The sequence below is a fragment of the Ruegeria sp. HKCCA5491 genome, from assembly GCF_013034565.1.
Taxonomy (GTDB): Bacteria; Pseudomonadota; Alphaproteobacteria; order Rhodobacterales; family Rhodobacteraceae; genus Ruegeria.
This window is the reverse complement of sequence record NZ_WQGG01000007.1, coordinates 59,465-75,496: the sequence shown is the minus strand read 5'-3', so window position 1 is coordinate 75,496 and position 16,032 is coordinate 59,465. Positions and strand designations below refer to the sequence as shown.

The window sequence follows — 16,032 nt, the reverse complement described above, 5'->3', positions numbered from 1 at the left end:
CGGTTATCGCACCAAATAAGGTTTTGGATATGGCCTGACCTGTTTTCCGAACACGTCGTCTGACGGAAAGTCGCCCATCATGTAGGGATGCATCCCCTGGTTCTTGAGGTTTTGCAGGAATTGGCCAAATCCCGAAAGGTCAACCATGGTCGGGGTCTGTGTGAGATGGCTTTGGTTTTGAATGCCTATTTCCCCGACCACCGCCTGAAGTGGTTCCATCGGTGTTTCAACAAATTCCGCAAGAGACCACGTTCGAACCCGTGCCTTAGTCCACACCGAGTTCAAAACCTCAAGCTGTTTGGTTTCGATCTGCTGAAGCCGGGCGGCCTCGTTGCGAATATCCGAAAAATTCAGGTTGGACCGAAACAGCGGGATGGCCCATGCGCCAGTGATCACTGAGACTTGGGCATTCTTATCACGTGCCAGAAACCAGCTGATCTTTTGCGTATCACGGGGCCCGAACTGAAAACATTGCCGCTCGCCTCGGGTATTCCAGACAAGGTTGGATAGAAAGGCGGTCGGGTTATAGTCCCGCAATTTTGCACAGTCGCTCAACGCGCCGTTAATGATGGTTTCTCCGCCCGAGAACTCTGCCCGGCTGGGTGCGAAAAGGTGGCCGTGCACGCGCCCGCCTGTTGTCTCAGTCAGCCAAGGCTCAAAATCCTCGAACAGTTCAGCAAAGCCCTGAAAGACGGAATATGGGAAACAGGTCAGGCCATTCTCGCTGCCATGACGGGGAAAGCGGCTTTGCATATACAGCCCGTCCCGTCCCCGTGTGCGGCGTTCGACCGCCTTCGAGAATACGCGGTCGATCTTCCCCGGATTGGGTTCTGCCAGTTTCATTGTGCCAGCCTGATCGGCGAGAAAGGACTGATACAGTCGATCCGCGTCGCGCCAGACCTTACGGGCCACAAAACAATCAGACCTGCGCAAAAGCTGCAGGTGGTCGTCGTAGAATATATGCGGACGCCCCTGATAGTCGAATTTAGACAGGGTGAGTGACCGACTTTCGATTTGGATCGAATAAAGGCGCGCCAATGTCTGAAAATAGCTTTCGTCGGGTATCCAGACCCGGCGAAAATACCGATCATACACCTTGCGCTTGGGGTCCTGCAAAATGGCGGACAGCGTCTGACGGGTCAGGCACCACCATTGGCTGCCCATGTGTGGCACCAATCCTTTGGGGATGCGGCGCCGCATCCCAAGCGCTCGTTGCAGCCGGACGTACAGATCGAACAGCTTGCGGTGCTTGCGCCACGAGAACGGAAACCTCAGCGTGAACCTTTCCTGATCCAGCCCTCCGATGGTCCAGCTAACATCGGCAGTGGTTGCGCTTTCGATGAAATCCACACGCGGACGTTCCGCAAGATAGTCGACAAGTTCGGAAACGGGACGCAGTGGAAGGCAGGCACCCGACGACAAGTAAACGTGGTGAACATCCGGGAACGCGTCCAGCATCAGTTCGGCCGCGGATTGCGAGGCTGCCACGATGCTCCACCCACCCCACTGGCACGTGTGTCGCTCGGAAAATCGGATGAGCGGCGTGTCCGCACAGGATGTGGCCAGATCGGAATATGCCTTGTCCGAGACTTTTTGATCGACGTGAATGACAACAGGACACCCGGCGGTGGCCCAATGTCGCGCAACCTGCTCGACCCGGTGCAGCGCAGAATGAACTAGCATGACGATGCCAAGTTTGCTCATGCCCAGTTTCCTTTGGACATGAGCCCCAGAATTTCGAGCTGCCGCCAGTTGATGTATTTCTCGGACCAGTCGCACCAAAAGACGGGCTGGTCGTCCAACCCTTGGGCATAGGCGCGGTATTCCCCCGATCTTCGATAGTGTTGGCCGCGCTCCATTTCTTCTCGGGCCTTATCTCCCAAAGTGTCGATCAGCTTGGCATGCAGCAGCGCCCCGCTGGTCTTTTCGCCGCCCCATTCGTCATAAACTTGGTTAAGGCCGCGCGGCAGCAGAGAGTGGGTCGAACTGACATAAACATAGCGCCGGTCCCACTTGACCAGCGGTATCTTGTTCAGCGCGGGGGCTTTGGATGGGTTGTCCCGGAAAAACACCCGCGCGCGTGGGCCGCCCTGAATCCACAGGTTTCCGTAGTCGTGGTTCTTTGTGATCATGTAGTTGCCCGAGTCGAACCAGCGGGCGATTTCGAACGGATCCTGACCCTCATTATAGGGTTCGGCTTCAACAGGGCCACGCGGGTACATGTCGATCAGCATCGTGCCAAAACTGCGTACGGCGCATCCGTCCAGCCAATCGGTCAATGCCCGCACCGGGCGGGTGTCGCAGAACGGGTAAATAAAGAACTCATCCGGGTCGACTGTCAGAACCCAATGACCATGCGCGTATTTGCGCAGCAGGTAATTCGACCAGTCGATGCCGAACGTAGCCCGCTTATAGCTTGCATCAGCCCGCCAGACTGAAACATCCGGTTGATCGGCTAGAAATGCGCCGGTTCCGTCATCACTGTCATTGTCGACGAACAAAAAGTGATTGACCCCCAGACGGCGGTAATATTCCAGAAAGAATGGCAGGCGAATTTTTTCGTTTCGCACGACGCTCACCAACAGGACATCACGCCGTTTGATATTCTGTGTTTTCGTCGAAACGGCCGTAAGATCACGCCGTTTTCTAAGGCAGCGCAAAATACGGCGCTTGCGCCGCAATCTCATTCGGTAAGAATCCAACAGGCTCACGTGACTGCCCTACCTTTTGATTTACGCGAGCATACCCGGTGCCTGGATCAGCCAGAGTGGTGCCGGGTCATTATCGGGTTATGCCACTTTTCCATCTATCGAGGCAACGCATTTACAAGCCGTTAGCCGAAGAGGCCGAATTTTCAATCAATATTGCCCATCAACCCAAGCTGCTGCAGTTGCCTCCAGCCTGTGTAACGCTCTGACTGAGGTGTCCACATTAAGGGGCGATTAATTATTCCGTCATAATAGTCCGCGAACTGATCGGGGTTATGGAAATGCTGCCGCCGGGTTTTTTCGACCTTCGATTTCTCGATCACCTCGGGCAGAAACTTGGTGTGCAGTAATACGCCCGACGGTCTGCTGTCATCTGGGCCGTCATAGGCCGCGTTCAAATTTCGCGGTAAGGCCGAATGGCACGAATTGACATAGGCATACCGCCGGGACCACCGAACCAGAGGAAGCTTGTTCAACGTCGGGGACTGCCGCGGCGTGTCGGCAAAGAACATTCGTTCGCGCGCGCCGCCCTGTACCCATAGATTTCCCAAGGGAGATTGCCGTTTTGCGCGGTAAGGACCGGGGTCAAACCAGCTCAGAACTGCAGTTGGGTCAGTGTCGGGTTCATAGCCCTGAACCCCCAGCTGGTCCTTGGGATAAAGGTCCAGCATCAGCGCGCCAAACGCGTCGCGACCCTGTTGGTCCAGAAGGGACGTCAGATCATGAAGGGATTGCGTATCATGCTCTGGGTAGATCAGCAGCTCATCGGCATCCACCATTAGCGTCCAGTGCTCGTGCCCATGCCGCATCTGTAACCAGGTCAGCCAGTCCAGCCCGTACCGCGCATCGCGATAGCCGGCATGCGTCTGCCACAGCGACACGTCCGGCTGGTCGCAAAGAAACACGACCGACCCGTCCTCGCTGCCGTTATCCACAATCAGAAAGTGATCCACACCCAAGGCCCGATAGTGCCGCAGAAACCAGGGCAGGCGGGTAATTTCGCTCCGAAGGGTCGTAAAGGCCAGAATGTCGCCCGGTTTGATCGCGCGGGTTCGATCCAATAGCGGAGTCAACTGGCGGCGGCTGCGAAATGATCTCCACAACAGCCGCCGTCGTTTCAGGCGCAGCCGGTACTTCTGCACCCATGAAAGGGGCGGCAGAATATCCTCGGTACCGGTCACAGGGGGCTCATTTCTCGTAATGGCCGTTTTGATGCCAGCGCCACGCATCGGCAATCATCGTCTCTAACGTAGATCTATTCGGCGCCCAGCCTAGTTCGTCACCGGCGCGCACCGACCCTGAGACCAGCTTGGTGCAGTCCCCGGCCCGGCGCGGTCCGATGGAATAGGGCACGTCGCGATTGGTGACGGACTTGGAATGTCCGATAACCTCCATCACGGAAAATCCGCTGCCTGTCCCAAGGTTGAACACGCGGCTGCCCTTGTCCTGTTCCAGCCAGTTCAGACCCAGAACATGCGCATCGACCAGATCGCAGACATGGACATAGTCGCGGATGCAGGTTCCGTCCGGTGTGTCATAGTCGGTGCCAAACACCGTCAGGCCGTCGCGCTTGCCGTCGATGGCATCCAGCATCAGCGGGATCAGATGAGTTTCAGGGCGGTGGAATTCGCCCACCTCACCGTCAGGGTCCGCGCCTGCAACGTTGAAATACCGGAAAATCACGTGGTTCAGACCATGCGCTGCCTGAAAGTCGCGCAGAATATCTTCGATCGCCCGTTTGGATGCACCATATGCGTTAAGCGGTTCCTGCGGCGTGTTTTCGTCCAGCACGACATTGTCGTGTTCGCCATAAGTGGCGCAGGTCGATGAGAACACGAAGTTCAGGCACCCGGCGGCAACGGCGGCCTCGATCAGAGACAGCGATCCGGTGACATTGTTGGTCCAGTATTTGCCCGGTTCCGACATCGCCTCACCCACCTGGCTGAGGGCCGCGAAGTGCATCACGGCGGCGGGCTGGTATTTGGCGAAAACCTCGTCTAGCCGGGCGCGGTCCAATAGGTCGCCCTGTTCAAGGGGGCCGAATTTCACAGCGTCCTGCCAACCGGTAATCAGGTTGTCAAAGGTCACAGGCGTGTATCCTGCTTGCGACAACGCTTTGCAGGCATGCGACCCGATGTAGCCGGCTCCGCCGGTCACAAGAATATTAGTCATTCAAAAGTCCAATTTGTCTTGCCGCCCAGAAAGGCCGATTATTTCTGATATGCACCGCGGTCAGTCCAGCCCCATGGCGGCCATCATCTGTTCCAGTTTCGGCACGTCCTGCGGGTTGTTCAGTTCCCAGAACTGACGACCCTTGGCTTCAACCTCGACGCAAAGAACCTTGCGCCCGTTTTCCATGAAGCGCAGTTGTTCCAGACCTTCCAACTGTTCCAGCGGGCCAACGGGCCATGTGGGGTAAGCAGCCAGAGCATCGGGACGATAGGCATAAACGCCGACGTGGTGAAAAACTGGGGTGTCGTCCGCCGATGCATAGGTCTGGGCGGTATAGGGAACCACTTCTTTCGAAAAATACATGGCGCTGTGATCTGCGGCGAAGACGGCGGTCGTGCCGCCGACGCGCCCGTGCTTGCGATCGTTCAGAAGGCTGTTCAGCGCATCACCGTCGCAGCGCAGAACCGGTGTGGCGACGCCTGCATCTGGTGCGTCGCGCAGCCCTGCGATCAGGTCTTCGACGAACCAATGCGGGGTCAGCGGTGCGTCGCCCTGTAGGTTGACCACGATGTCATAGCCCATGCCCAGATTGGCGTGGGTTTCTGCACAGCGTTCGGTGCCATTTCCACAAGATTCCGAGGTCATGACAACTTCGGCCCCGAATTCTTCGGCCGCGTCACGGATGCGGTCGTCATCGGTGGCGACAACCACCTTGTCCACACCGGATACGGAACAGGCCGCGCGCCATGACCGTTCAATCAGGGTCATTGCTTTGCCACTTGCTCCGGTCAGGGGAACCAGGGGTTTGCCCGGATAGCGGGTCGAGGCATAGCGGGCGGGAATGGCGATCAGAACGGACATCAGGCTTCCTTCAGGTCAACACCCGGAGCGTAGGCGATGAAGAACGGGTTTGCATAGCCGTCCTTGCCGTAGGTCAGAGGTGTATGGTCGTCAAAGCGAACCACATTACCGCCAGCGCCTGCCAGAACGGCGTGACCTGCGGCTGTGTCCCACTCCATCGTGCGGCCGACGCGGGGGTACAGATCGGCCTCACCCGTTGCCACCAGACAAAATTTCAGCGATGAGCCGGCGCTTTTGCTGTCCTGCACCTGATACTTATTGATGTAATCCTCGGTCGCCTGATCCCGGTGTGATTTCGAAGCCACGATCAAAAGTGCGGAATTGTCCGGTTTAGAGACTGAGATCGAGGTCGTTTCGTCGATATTGTCCTTATCGAGCGCGCCGGTTTCCTCAACCGATTGTCCGTCGGGTTGCGTGTAAAACATGCGTCCTTTGGCAGGGGCATAGACCACACCTCGGGTCGGCGTGCCATTTTCAACAAGTGCGATGTTCACGGTGAAATCGCCGCGGCGGTTGATGAATTCCTTGGTCCCGTCCAGTGGGTCGACGATCAGGAACGTGTCGCCTTTTTCCGAGTGCGAGTCTGCCTGTTCCTCGGTCACCAGCAGAATATTCGGGAAAGCGTCGCGCAAACCCGCCGAGATCAGGGCGTCTGCGGCCTCATCAGCTTCGGTCACTGGGCTGGAGTCGGATTTGACCTTCACGTCGAAATCATCCGAATTATAGATTTCCATGATCTTGTCGCCAGCTTCCAAAGCCAATCGGCGGATGACGGGGATAAGGGCGTCGTACGTCACAAAAATGCTCCGTTCCTGTGATTTGTTGATTGAATATTCTGTCGGCCTTATGATGTGCCAGTTACGGATCGGCAAGAATTTCGTGACAGTTTACAGGCGATTGGGCAGGAAACGACGCACGCGTGTTTTATTTTAAGCGAAATCAGACCCTTTTGGGTGGCGCGTTCACAACGGCTGAACTGGTGTTTCACGCCGTCGTGCGCAACATCCGCGCGGGTCATTCCAACGCAATTATCGCAATTGTGAAGAATGTCATTCAGGTTCTGGCACTGCTCACTGTCTTTTACCTGATAATGTCCTTTCTTGGGACCCGCGTTGCGAAGGTTCGGGGTGAGTTCATTTTGTTTCTGCTGTCGGGTATCTTTCTGTTCCTCACACATGTCAAAGCGGTTGGTGCAGTGTCCGGTGTTGGTACCGGCGACAACCCGATGATGCTGCATTCGCCGATGAACATGATGGTGGTTCTGTTGGCTGCCGCGTTTGGAACGCTTTATACGCAGTTGGTATCCATTTTCGTGATCCTGTTCGGTTACATAGTCGTCGTTGCCCCGTTGGAAGTTCAAGATCCAGGCGGTGCGTTCTACATGCTGATATTGGCCTGGTTCACGGGGTGCGCTGTAGGTGTGGTGTTCATGGCCCTGAAGCCGTGGTTTCCAACGACTTCGACGATTCTGAGCACGATTTATCGCAGATTGAACATGGTCTTTTCGGGAAAGATGTTCGTGGCAAACGCGCTGGGCGGTTTCATGTTGACGATGTTTGCGTGGAACCCGTTGTTTCATATCATCGACCAGTGCCGCGGATTTGTGTTTCGGAACTATTTTCCGCGCAACACCAACTGGGAATATCCAATCTGGGTTGGCTTGACGCTGTTGCTGATTGGTCTGTTGGGAATTTTCTACACGCGCCAGCAAATCTCGCAGAGCTGGAACGCGCGCCGCTAACTGGCTACGCGCAGGGTCAGGTTGATCCTTCCGCCTTTCGGCAACAGCTTGGATGACCCGAACCGGATGCGATCCACGCCGTGATAGGTCAGGCGCGCAGGGCCACCCATAATCACGACATCGCCCGAGTTCAGCCAGATCGACTCGGTCTTGCCGCCTCGGGCGCTGTTGCCAATGCGGAACAAGGCGTCATCGCCAAGCGAAATTGAGAGAACCGGCCAGGAAAAATCTGCTTCGTCCTTGTCCTGATGCAGCCCCATTCGGGCATTTTCGCCGTAATAGTTGATCAGGCAGCAATCCGGGTCACGTTCCGCGCTGGCCAGATCGCGCCAGACTGCAAGAATGGGTTCGGGGATTGACGGCCAACCGACCCCTTTGGGATGCTGCGACTGATACCTGTAGCCCGCGCGATCTGTCACCCAACCCAACGATCCGGCCGAGGTCATGCGAACGGACATTTCCTTGCCCGAAGGCGTAACGGGCCGGAACAAAGGCGCGGACTTCAGAATCGGGCGCAGTACCTCGACCAGCCCTGTTTGTTCAGTGCTGTCCAGATAGGCTTTTCTGATGTCGAAATCGCGCAAAATCAGCCGCGCCATCGCAGAATCCTCAATCCTTGCCAAAACCTTGCGAAAAAAGGCCACAGAATCCCGAAAACCTGCGATTTACACCGCTTGCAGGCTTTTGGTCCCGCCCTTATATACGCCGGGACGCGTGATGGTGTAGGGCTATTGCGCAAATCAGATCGGGGGCGGGTGCCATAACGGGTCCGGACCTCGGACATCGCCTTGAAGAGAAAGGGATTGAACATATGAGTAAAGTAATCGGGATTGACCTCGGAACCACCAACTCGTGCGTGGCCATCATGGACGGCTCGCAGCCGAAGGTCATCGAAAACGCCGAAGGGGCGCGGACCACGCCCTCGATCGTCGCCTTCACCGAAGATGAGCGACTGGTCGGTCAGCCTGCAAAACGTCAGGCGGTCACCAACCCCGACAACACGATCTTTGGCGTCAAGCGTCTGATCGGCCGTCGTGTGGATGATGCAGAAGTCGAAAAAGACAAGAAAATGGTGCCTTATGCCATCGTCAATGGCGGCAATGGCGACGCATGGGTTGAAGCCCGTGGTGAAAAGTACTCCCCAAGCCAAATCTCGGCCTTCACTCTGGGCAAGATGAAGGAAACCGCCGAAAGCTATCTGGGTGAGGAAGTCACGCAGGCGGTTATCACCGTTCCAGCCTATTTCAACGACGCACAGCGTCAGGCTACCAAAGACGCTGGTAAAATCGCTGGTCTGGAAGTGCTGCGGATCATCAACGAACCGACAGCGGCCGCTCTGGCCTATGGTCTGGACAAGGAAGAAACCCAAACCATCGCGGTTTATGACCTTGGTGGCGGTACCTTCGACGTGACCATCCTGGAAATCGACGATGGCCTGTTCGAGGTCAAGTCGACCAACGGCGACACCTTCCTGGGTGGTGAAGACTTTGACATGCGCATCGTCAACTACCTGGCGGATGAGTTTAAAAAAGAGCACGGTGTCGATCTGTCCAGCGACAAAATGGCCCTGCAGCGTCTGAAAGAAGCCGCTGAGAAAGCCAAGATCGAACTGTCCTCGACCTCGCAGACCGAGATCAACCAGCCGTTCATCTCGATGGGCGCCAACGGCCAGCCGCTGCACATGGTCATGAAACTGACCCGTGCCAAGCTGGAATCGCTGGTGAGCGATCTGATCAAGAAGTCGATGAAGCCTTGCGCGGCTGCACTGAAAGATGCGGGTCTGTCGGCTGGCGACGTGGATGAGGTTGTCCTGGTCGGTGGTATGACCCGGATGCCGAAAGTGATCGAAGAGGTCACCAAATTCTTCGGTAAAGAGCCGCACAAAGGCGTAAACCCGGACGAAGTGGTTGCCATGGGCGCCGCCATTCAGGCCGGTGTTCTGCAGGGCGACGTTAAAGACGTGGTTCTGCTGGACGTTACCCCACTGTCGCTGGGTATTGAAACGCTGGGTGGCGTGTTCACCCGTCTGATCGACCGCAACACGACCATCCCGACGAAAAAGTCTCAGGTCTTTTCGACCGCCGAGGACAACCAGAACGCCGTGACCATTCGCGTGTTCCAGGGTGAGCGTGAAATGGCTGCGGACAACAAGATCCTGGGTCAGTTCAACTTGGAAGATATCCCGCCCGCACCGCGCGGTATGCCTCAGATCGAGGTGACTTTTGACATCGACGCCAACGGCATTGTGTCGGTTTCGGCCAAGGACAAAGGCACCGGCAAAGAGCAGAAGATCACTATCCAGGCTTCGGGCGGTCTGTCCGACGCGGACATCGAAAAGATGGTCAAGGACGCCGAGGAAAATGCCGAGGCCGACAAGGAACGCCGCGAGTTGGTGGACGCCAAGAACCAGGCGGAAAGCCTTATCCATTCGACCGAGAAGTCGATGGAAGAGCATGCCGACAAGGTCGACCCGACCACCATCGAAGCCATCGAGCTGGCGATTGCCGCGCTGAAAGACGAGCTGGAAACCGAGAATGCTGACAAGATCAAGTCGGGCATCCAGAACGTCACCGAAGCGGCCATGAAGCTGGGCGAGGCCATCTACAAGGCGCAAGCCGAAGAAGGTGAGGATGAGCCTGCAGCGGCAGACGCAGCGCCGGGCGATGATGATATTGTCGACGCCGAGTTCGAAGATCTGGACGACGACAAGCGTAACTAACGGGTAACCGGGCCAATTCGGGCCGGTCCGGTTGTCGGGCCGGCCCGATTACGTTGAGGCAGAAGGAAATACTGATGTCAAAACGCGACTACTATGATGTGCTCGGCGTATCAAAGGGCGCATCAGCGGACGAGATCAAGAAAGGCTTTCGCAAGAAAGCCAAGGAATTGCATCCCGACCGCAACAAGGACAACCCGGATGCCGAGGCGCAGTTCAAGGAAGCGAACGAAGCCTATGACGTTCTGCGCGATGCCGAAAAAAAGGCCGCCTATGACCGCTTTGGCCATGCCGCGTTTGAAAACGGCATGGGTGGTGGTGGCCGTCCCGGTGGTGGGTTTGGTCAGGGCGACTTTTCCAGCGCATTTTCTGACGTATTTGACGACCTGTTCGGTGATTTCATGGGTGGTCAGCGTGGCGGGGCCAGCGGCGGCCGTCGTGCTGCACGTGGATCAGACCTACGCTACAACCTGCGCGTGACGCTGGAAGAGGCATTCTCGGGGCTTCAGAAAACCATCAACGTCCCCGCTGCAGTTGCCTGCTCCGCCTGTGACGGTTCGGGCGCGGAAAGTGGCGTCGAGCCTACAACCTGCCCCACATGTTCCGGCATGGGCAAGGTCCGCGCGCAACAGGGCTTTTTCACGGTAGAACGGTCTTGTCCGACCTGTTCGGGCCTTGGCCAGATCATTAAGAATCCCTGTAAATCCTGTGGCGGCGCAGGCCGCGTCGAAAAAGAGCGCGCATTGTCCGTGAACATCCCTGCCGGTGTTGAAACCGGTACGCGCATTCGTCTGGCAGGCGAGGGTGAGGCCGGGATGCGTGGTGGCCCTCCTGGCGATCTCTATATTTTTGTCGAGGTTTCGGACCACAAACTGTTCGAACGTGACAGCGTGAACCTTTATTGCCGTGTACCTGTCAGCATGGCAAAGGCCGCGCTGGGTGGGTCGATCGAGGTGCCGACGATCGACGGCGGCCGTGGTCGCGTGCAGATTCCGGCTGGAAGTCAGTCGGGCCGACAGATGCGTCTACGCAGCAAGGGTATGCCCGCGCTGCGCGGTGGCGGTGTCGGCGATATGTTCATCGAATTGGCTGTGGAAACACCGGTGAACCTGACCAGCCGTCAGAAAGAGCTTTTGAAAGAGTTCGACGACTTGGGCGAAGACAATCATCCCGAATCCAAAAGCTTCTTCTCTTCAGTGAAATCGTTCTGGGACGGGATGAAGGGCTGAAGCCTTCAGTCAGGGGGCTCTGCCCCCGCCGCCCATTCGGGCGACTCCCCCGGGATACTTTTAGCCAGATGAAGCAGGGGATCCGTTCTTCATCTGGCCAGAAATATCCCGGAGCGCGAGGCAGAGCCTCGCAGAATCCTCTTGATTAATCCGACCGCGCCTGAGATGTTCTGCGCCAACCGTTGGGGTGCCCTGATCATGGGGCTGAGAGGTGCAAATGCGCCAACCCATCGAACCTGATCCGGGCAATACCGGCGGAGGGAACGGTCGTACAGTTTACTGACGTTATCCACGCCACCGTTGCCCCTACTGAACTGGAGCAACCAAATGGCGCCTATTGCATTGACAATTGCAGGATCGGACAGCGGCGGCGGCGCCGGAATACAGGCCGATCTTAAGGCGATGTCGGCGCTGGGTGTGTTTGGCGCGAGTGTTGTTACGGCGGTAACGGCGCAGAACACCCGTGCGGTGACCGCCGTGCATGGAATACCGCTGGAGGTTATCGCCGCGCAGATTGATGCTGTTCTGACTGATCTGAAGGTTGTTTCCATCAAGATTGGAATGTTGGCGACACCTGAGATTATCCATACCGTGGCCGACAGCATCGCAGCTTTTGAAGGTCCGATTGTTTTGGATCCCGTGATGGTCGCCAAGTCGGGGGATGCCTTGTTGGCGCAGGACGCGGTCCAAACCTTGCGGGATGTGCTCTTACCTCGCGCTTCGGTATTGACGCCCAATTTGCCGGAAGCTGCGTGTCTGTTGGGCAGCGCAGCGGCTACGTCTCCTGCGGAAATGGCGGATCAGGGGCGTAGCTTGTGTGCATTGGGGGCAAAGGCCGTATTGATGAAGGGCGGTCATGGCGTAGGGGATTTTTGCCACGATGTACTGCTGGACGCTTCGGGCGTTGTTGGCGAATATACAGCCCCACGTGTTGAGACCCGCAACACGCACGGCACCGGTTGCACGTTGTCATCCTCGATTGCCGCGGGATTGGCCAAAGTTCTTGCACTGCCCGATGCGGTCGCGCAGGCGCATGAGTATCTTCAGGGGGCAATCGCTAAGGCGGATGAGCTGAATATCGGACAGGGCCACGGGCCGGTTCATCACTTTCATCGGGTGTGGACGGCATGACGCTTTGGTCGGTCATAGGGGCCGGTGTTGCCGGTTTGACCGTCGCCAGCGAGCTTGTGTCGCGTGGCGCGAAGGTGCAGGTTTTTGACCCCGGCGGCCCTCCGGGTGCGCATGGGTGTTCCTGGTGGGCTGGCGGTATGTTGGCTCCGTGGTGCGAGTATGAAAATGCCGAGGAACCAGTGCTGCGCCTGGGGCAAGGCGCGTTGGAATGGTGGGGCACGCGCACCGTGGTACATCGGCGCGGCACTCTGGTTGTTGCCAATTCAAGAGATTTGCCTGATCTGCGCCGGTTCTCGCGTCGGACGCGTGAATTTAAGGACGTCGATCAGCCGGAAATAGTCGAATTAGAGCCTGATTTAACGGGTTTTCCTAAGGGCCTGTTCTTTTCGAACGAGGCGCATCTGGATCCGCGTCGCGCGCTGCTGGACCTGTATCGGCGGTTGCAATCAGAGGGTGTGGTATTTCATCAGAAACTTGCCCCGTCGGGTTTGAAAAACACCATTGATTGTCGGGGTTTGCACGCGCGCGAGACATTGCATGACCTTCGTGGGGTCAAGGGTGAGATGCTTGTGATCCGGTGCCCTGACGTTACCCTGTCTCGGCCCGTACGCCTGTTGCACCCGCGGATGCCGCTTTACATCGTGCCGCGCGGCAATGGCGTCTACATGCTGGGCGCGACAATGATCGAATCTGAGGACAGCAGCCGCATCACCGCGCGGTCCATGTTGGAATTGTTAAGCGCCGCATACGCGCTAAACCCCGCCTTCGGAGAAGCGGAGGTGCTGGAAATCGGTGTCGACCTGCGCCCGGCTTTCTCCGACAACCTGCCGCGCATTCGGCGTCTGGGGCATACGATTTATGCGAACGGGCTGTATCGTCATGGTTACCTGTTGGCCCCGGCACTTGCGCAGGGTGTGGCTGATCTGGCGCTTGAGAACAAACATTCGGAGATGGTCGATGAAGATCGTGCTTAACGGTGAACCACGCGAGGTGCGCGCCGAAACCTTGTCGGACTTGTTGCTGGAATGCGGGTTTACCGGTCGTGTCGCGACGGCGGTGAATGAAGACTTTGTACCGTCGACCCTACGCGTCGCCCATAAACTGACTGACGGCGACAAGGTCGAAGTTGTTGCGCCGATGCAGGGGGGCTGAAGGTGAAGACGTTCTATGGCACCAAACTGCCGAATCCATTGATGCTGGGGACTGCGCAGTATCCCAGCCCGGCAATACTAGAAAAAGCATTTCGGGAAAGTAGAGCCGGGGTCGCCACCGTGTCCTTGCGGCGCGAATCTGGTACCGGGCAGACGTTTTGGCAAATTATCCGCGACCTTGGCGTTTTGGTTCTGCCCAACACCGCTGGCTGCCATACCGTTAAAGAGGCCGTGACTACGGCGCATATGGCGCGCGAGGTGTTTGATACCAAGTGGATCAAACTTGAACTGATAGGCCATACCGACAGCCTGCAGCCGGATGTGTTTCAATTGGTCGAGGCGGCCCGCATCCTGACCGGAGATGGGTTTCAGGTCTTCCCGTACACCACTGACGATCTGGTTGTGGCAGAACGCCTGTTGGGGGCCGGGTGCGAGGTGCTGATGCCCTGGGGCGCGCCGATTGGGTCGGGGCGCGGGCTGAACAACGAATACGCGCTGCGCGCGCTGCGCGCCGAGTTTGCTGATGTCCCGTTGGTGATTGATGCGGGGATCGGCCTGCCAAGTCACGCGGCACACGCGATGGAGCTGGGGTATGACGCGGTGCTTCTCAATACAGCCGTGGCGCGGGCGGGCGACCCGGCGGCGATGGCGCGGGCTATGATGTTGGCGATCGAGGCGGGGCAACTGGCGCATGAGGCCGATCCGATCGAGGCCCGAGATATGGCCGAACCTTCGACCCCAGTGATCGGAAAGGCGTTTCTGTCATGACGCTGGACCGGTTTTACCCAATTTTCGATCACTCCGACTGGTTGCGCCGCATGTTGCCGCTGGGCGTCAAACTGGTCCAGTTGCGGATCAAAGATCAGCCGGATGAGGTGGTGTGGGAACAGATTTCTGCGTCACTGGACCTCTGTCGAGCACACGGCGCGGTGCTGGTAGTGAACGACTATTGGCAGGCCGCCATTGATGCGGGGTGTGACTGGATTCATCTGGGTCAGGAGGATTTAGACGATGCCGACCTGAAAGCCATCCGTAAGGCTGGGTTGAAGCTGGGTGTGTCCACCCATGACGATGATGAGCTGGAGCGTGTTCTGGCGATGGACCCGGATTATGTGGCGCTTGGCCCTGTCTACCCGACGATTCTGAAGAAAATGAAATGGGAACAGCAGGGTTTGCCGCGCGTAACAGAGTGGAAGGCACGGGTAGGCGACATTCCCCTTGTCGGTATCGGTGGCATGAGTGTGGAGCATGCACAGAGCGTATTGCAGGCGGGTGCTGATATTGTTTCGGTTGTGACCGACATCACCTTGAACGACGATCCCGAAGCCCGCGTGCGCCAATGGATCGAGGTCACGCGATGAGCCGGTACGCGCGTCAAACCCTGTTGTCCGAAGTCGGGGCCGAAGGTCAGGCGCGCTTGTCCGACGCGCGGGTTATCGTGATTGGCGCCGGAGGTCTGGCGGCACCGGTTCTTCCCCTACTTGCCGGTGCCGGTATCGGGCAGATCACGATTGTAGATGGTGACACGGTTGCCTTGTCAAACCTGCACCGCCAGACGTTGTTTGCCGAAGCGGATTGTGGGCGGCCCAAAGCTGCGGTCGCTGCTGAACGGTGCCGCGCGTTGAATGGCGAGATCAACGTAATTGCGAGTGAACAGGCCCTAACAAGCGAAAACGCAGCCGACTTGGTGGCGCAGGCAGATGTGGTTCTGGATTGTGCTGACAGTTATGCCGCCAGCTATATCCTGTCCGACACGTGTTTTGGCGCGGGAAAACCACTGATCACCGCGTCGGTTCTGGGTCTGTCGGGTTATGTCGGCGGGTTCTGCGGCGGTGCCCCGTCATTGCGCGCTGTGTTTCCGGATGCGCCGGACAATGGGGCAAGTTGCGCAACAGCGGGCGTTTTGGGGCCCGTTGTGGGAATGATCGGTGCGATGCAGGCGCAAATGACGCTGAACCTGATATTGGGGCTGGACCCCTCGCCCTTGGGTCAGATGGTTCAGTTCGACGCGCGAACCCTGCGCAGCACCACTTTTCGCTTTGACAATGCGCCCGAGCCCGATCGGCATTTCAGATTTGTCTCCCCGGGCGATCTGACCGAGGACGACTTGATCGTTGAACTACGCGGCGAAGACGAAGCACCGAAACCCGTGCATCCGAATGCGCAGCGCCTGTCGCTCAACGCCTTAAAATCAGAGCCTAGCAAAGAGAAAACACTGGCTTTGTGCTGCGCCACAGGTTTGCGCGCCTGGCGCGCCGCTGAAGAATTACAACCGGATTGGTCCGGCGAGATTGTCCTCGTCGCGGCCGCAACCTCGTGAACA

General features: G+C 57.6%; 16 protein-coding genes and 1 riboswitch. Of the genes, 9 read left to right on the top strand and 7 right to left on the bottom strand.

Annotated elements, in window-relative coordinates; all coding sequences use genetic code 11:
* Window positions 1–3: 3 nt before the first annotated feature.
* The 6 genes from GOV88_RS10830 to cysQ all read right to left on the bottom strand — a co-directional run bounded on the left by GOV88_RS10830 (window position 4) and on the right by cysQ (window position 6,538).
* Complete coding sequence (locus GOV88_RS10830) at window positions 4–1,704, bottom strand: beta-1,6-N-acetylglucosaminyltransferase (RefSeq protein ID WP_171240433.1); 1,701 nt, start codon at window positions 1,702–1,704, stop codon at window positions 4–6.
* Window positions 1,701–2,687 carry a glycosyltransferase family 2 protein gene (locus GOV88_RS10825; protein ID WP_171240529.1) on the bottom strand — a complete coding sequence of 329 codons (987 nt, stop codon included), beginning with the start codon at window positions 2,685–2,687 and terminating at the stop codon, window positions 1,701–1,703. Before GOV88_RS10825 ends, GOV88_RS10830 begins: the two co-directional genes overlap by 4 nt.
* Before the next feature lie 167 nt (window positions 2,688–2,854).
* Window positions 2,855–3,889 (bottom strand): glycosyltransferase family 2 protein, encoded by a 1,035-nt coding sequence (locus tag GOV88_RS10820; RefSeq protein ID WP_371808233.1) that lies wholly within the window; start codon window positions 3,887–3,889, stop codon window positions 2,855–2,857.
* 7 nt (window positions 3,890–3,896) lie between these two features.
* Window positions 3,897–4,880, bottom strand: a complete 984-nt coding sequence (gene galE, locus GOV88_RS10815; protein ID WP_171240431.1) for a UDP-glucose 4-epimerase GalE — start codon at window positions 4,878–4,880, stop codon at window positions 3,897–3,899.
* A 60-nt stretch (window positions 4,881–4,940) separates the two neighbouring features.
* Window positions 4,941–5,741 (bottom strand): manno-octulosonate cytidylyltransferase, encoded by an 801-nt coding sequence (locus GOV88_RS10810; protein WP_171123846.1) that lies wholly within the window; start codon window positions 5,739–5,741, stop codon window positions 4,941–4,943.
* Complete coding sequence (cysQ, locus tag GOV88_RS10805; RefSeq protein WP_171240430.1) at window positions 5,741–6,538, bottom strand: 3'(2'),5'-bisphosphate nucleotidase CysQ; 798 nt, start codon at window positions 6,536–6,538, stop codon at window positions 5,741–5,743. The genes GOV88_RS10810 and cysQ overlap by 1 nt, the downstream gene beginning before the upstream one ends.
* 122 nt (window positions 6,539–6,660) lie before the next feature.
* On the opposite strand from cysQ, the gene GOV88_RS10800 reads away from it, so the two are divergent.
* Window positions 6,661–7,482: an ABC transporter permease gene (locus GOV88_RS10800; RefSeq protein ID WP_171123850.1), complete on the top strand. Its 822-nt coding sequence runs from the start codon at window positions 6,661–6,663 to the stop codon at window positions 7,480–7,482.
* Here GOV88_RS10800 and GOV88_RS10795 read toward each other — a convergent pair.
* Window positions 7,479–8,081 (bottom strand): alpha-ketoglutarate-dependent dioxygenase AlkB, encoded by a 603-nt coding sequence (locus tag GOV88_RS10795; protein ID WP_171240429.1) that lies wholly within the window; start codon window positions 8,079–8,081, stop codon window positions 7,479–7,481. The genes GOV88_RS10800 and GOV88_RS10795 overlap by 4 nt on opposite strands.
* Window positions 8,082–8,293: 212 nt before the next feature.
* Here GOV88_RS10795 and dnaK point away from each other — a divergent pair, with 212 nt between their 5' ends.
* The 8 genes from dnaK to GOV88_RS10755 all read left to right on the top strand — a co-directional run bounded on the left by dnaK (window position 8,294) and on the right by GOV88_RS10755 (window position 16,029).
* Complete coding sequence (dnaK, locus tag GOV88_RS10790; protein WP_171240428.1) at window positions 8,294–10,201, top strand: molecular chaperone DnaK; 1,908 nt, start codon at window positions 8,294–8,296, stop codon at window positions 10,199–10,201.
* Between the two features lie 74 nt (window positions 10,202–10,275).
* The gene (dnaJ, locus tag GOV88_RS10785) at window positions 10,276–11,427 is read left to right on the top strand and encodes a molecular chaperone DnaJ (RefSeq protein WP_171240427.1); all 1,152 of its coding nucleotides are present in this window, start codon (window positions 10,276–10,278) and stop codon (window positions 11,425–11,427) included.
* A 173-nt stretch (window positions 11,428–11,600) separates the two neighbouring features.
* Window positions 11,601–11,707: riboswitch (TPP riboswitch) on the top strand.
* Between the two features lie 47 nt (window positions 11,708–11,754).
* Window positions 11,755–12,558, top strand: a complete 804-nt coding sequence (gene thiD, locus GOV88_RS10780) for a bifunctional hydroxymethylpyrimidine kinase/phosphomethylpyrimidine kinase (RefSeq protein WP_171240426.1) — start codon at window positions 11,755–11,757, stop codon at window positions 12,556–12,558.
* Window positions 12,555–13,532 carry an FAD-dependent oxidoreductase gene (locus GOV88_RS10775; RefSeq protein ID WP_171240425.1) on the top strand — a complete coding sequence of 326 codons (978 nt, stop codon included), beginning with the start codon at window positions 12,555–12,557 and terminating at the stop codon, window positions 13,530–13,532. The genes thiD and GOV88_RS10775 overlap by 4 nt, the downstream gene beginning before the upstream one ends.
* Entirely contained in the window at window positions 13,516–13,710 is a 195-nt protein-coding gene (gene thiS / locus GOV88_RS10770) for a sulfur carrier protein ThiS (protein ID WP_171240424.1), read from the top strand. Before GOV88_RS10775 ends, thiS begins: the two co-directional genes overlap by 17 nt.
* Window positions 13,711–13,712: 2 nt before the next feature.
* Window positions 13,713–14,477, top strand: coding sequence for a thiazole synthase (locus tag GOV88_RS10765; RefSeq protein WP_171240423.1), 765 nt, complete (start codon window positions 13,713–13,715; stop codon window positions 14,475–14,477).
* Window positions 14,474–15,070 carry a thiamine phosphate synthase gene (locus GOV88_RS10760; protein WP_171240422.1) on the top strand — a complete coding sequence of 199 codons (597 nt, stop codon included), beginning with the start codon at window positions 14,474–14,476 and terminating at the stop codon, window positions 15,068–15,070. The genes GOV88_RS10765 and GOV88_RS10760 overlap by 4 nt, the downstream gene beginning before the upstream one ends.
* Window positions 15,067–16,029 carry a HesA/MoeB/ThiF family protein gene (locus GOV88_RS10755; protein WP_171240421.1) on the top strand — a complete coding sequence of 321 codons (963 nt, stop codon included), beginning with the start codon at window positions 15,067–15,069 and terminating at the stop codon, window positions 16,027–16,029. The genes GOV88_RS10760 and GOV88_RS10755 overlap by 4 nt, the downstream gene beginning before the upstream one ends.
* Window positions 16,030–16,032: the final 3 nt, after the last annotated feature.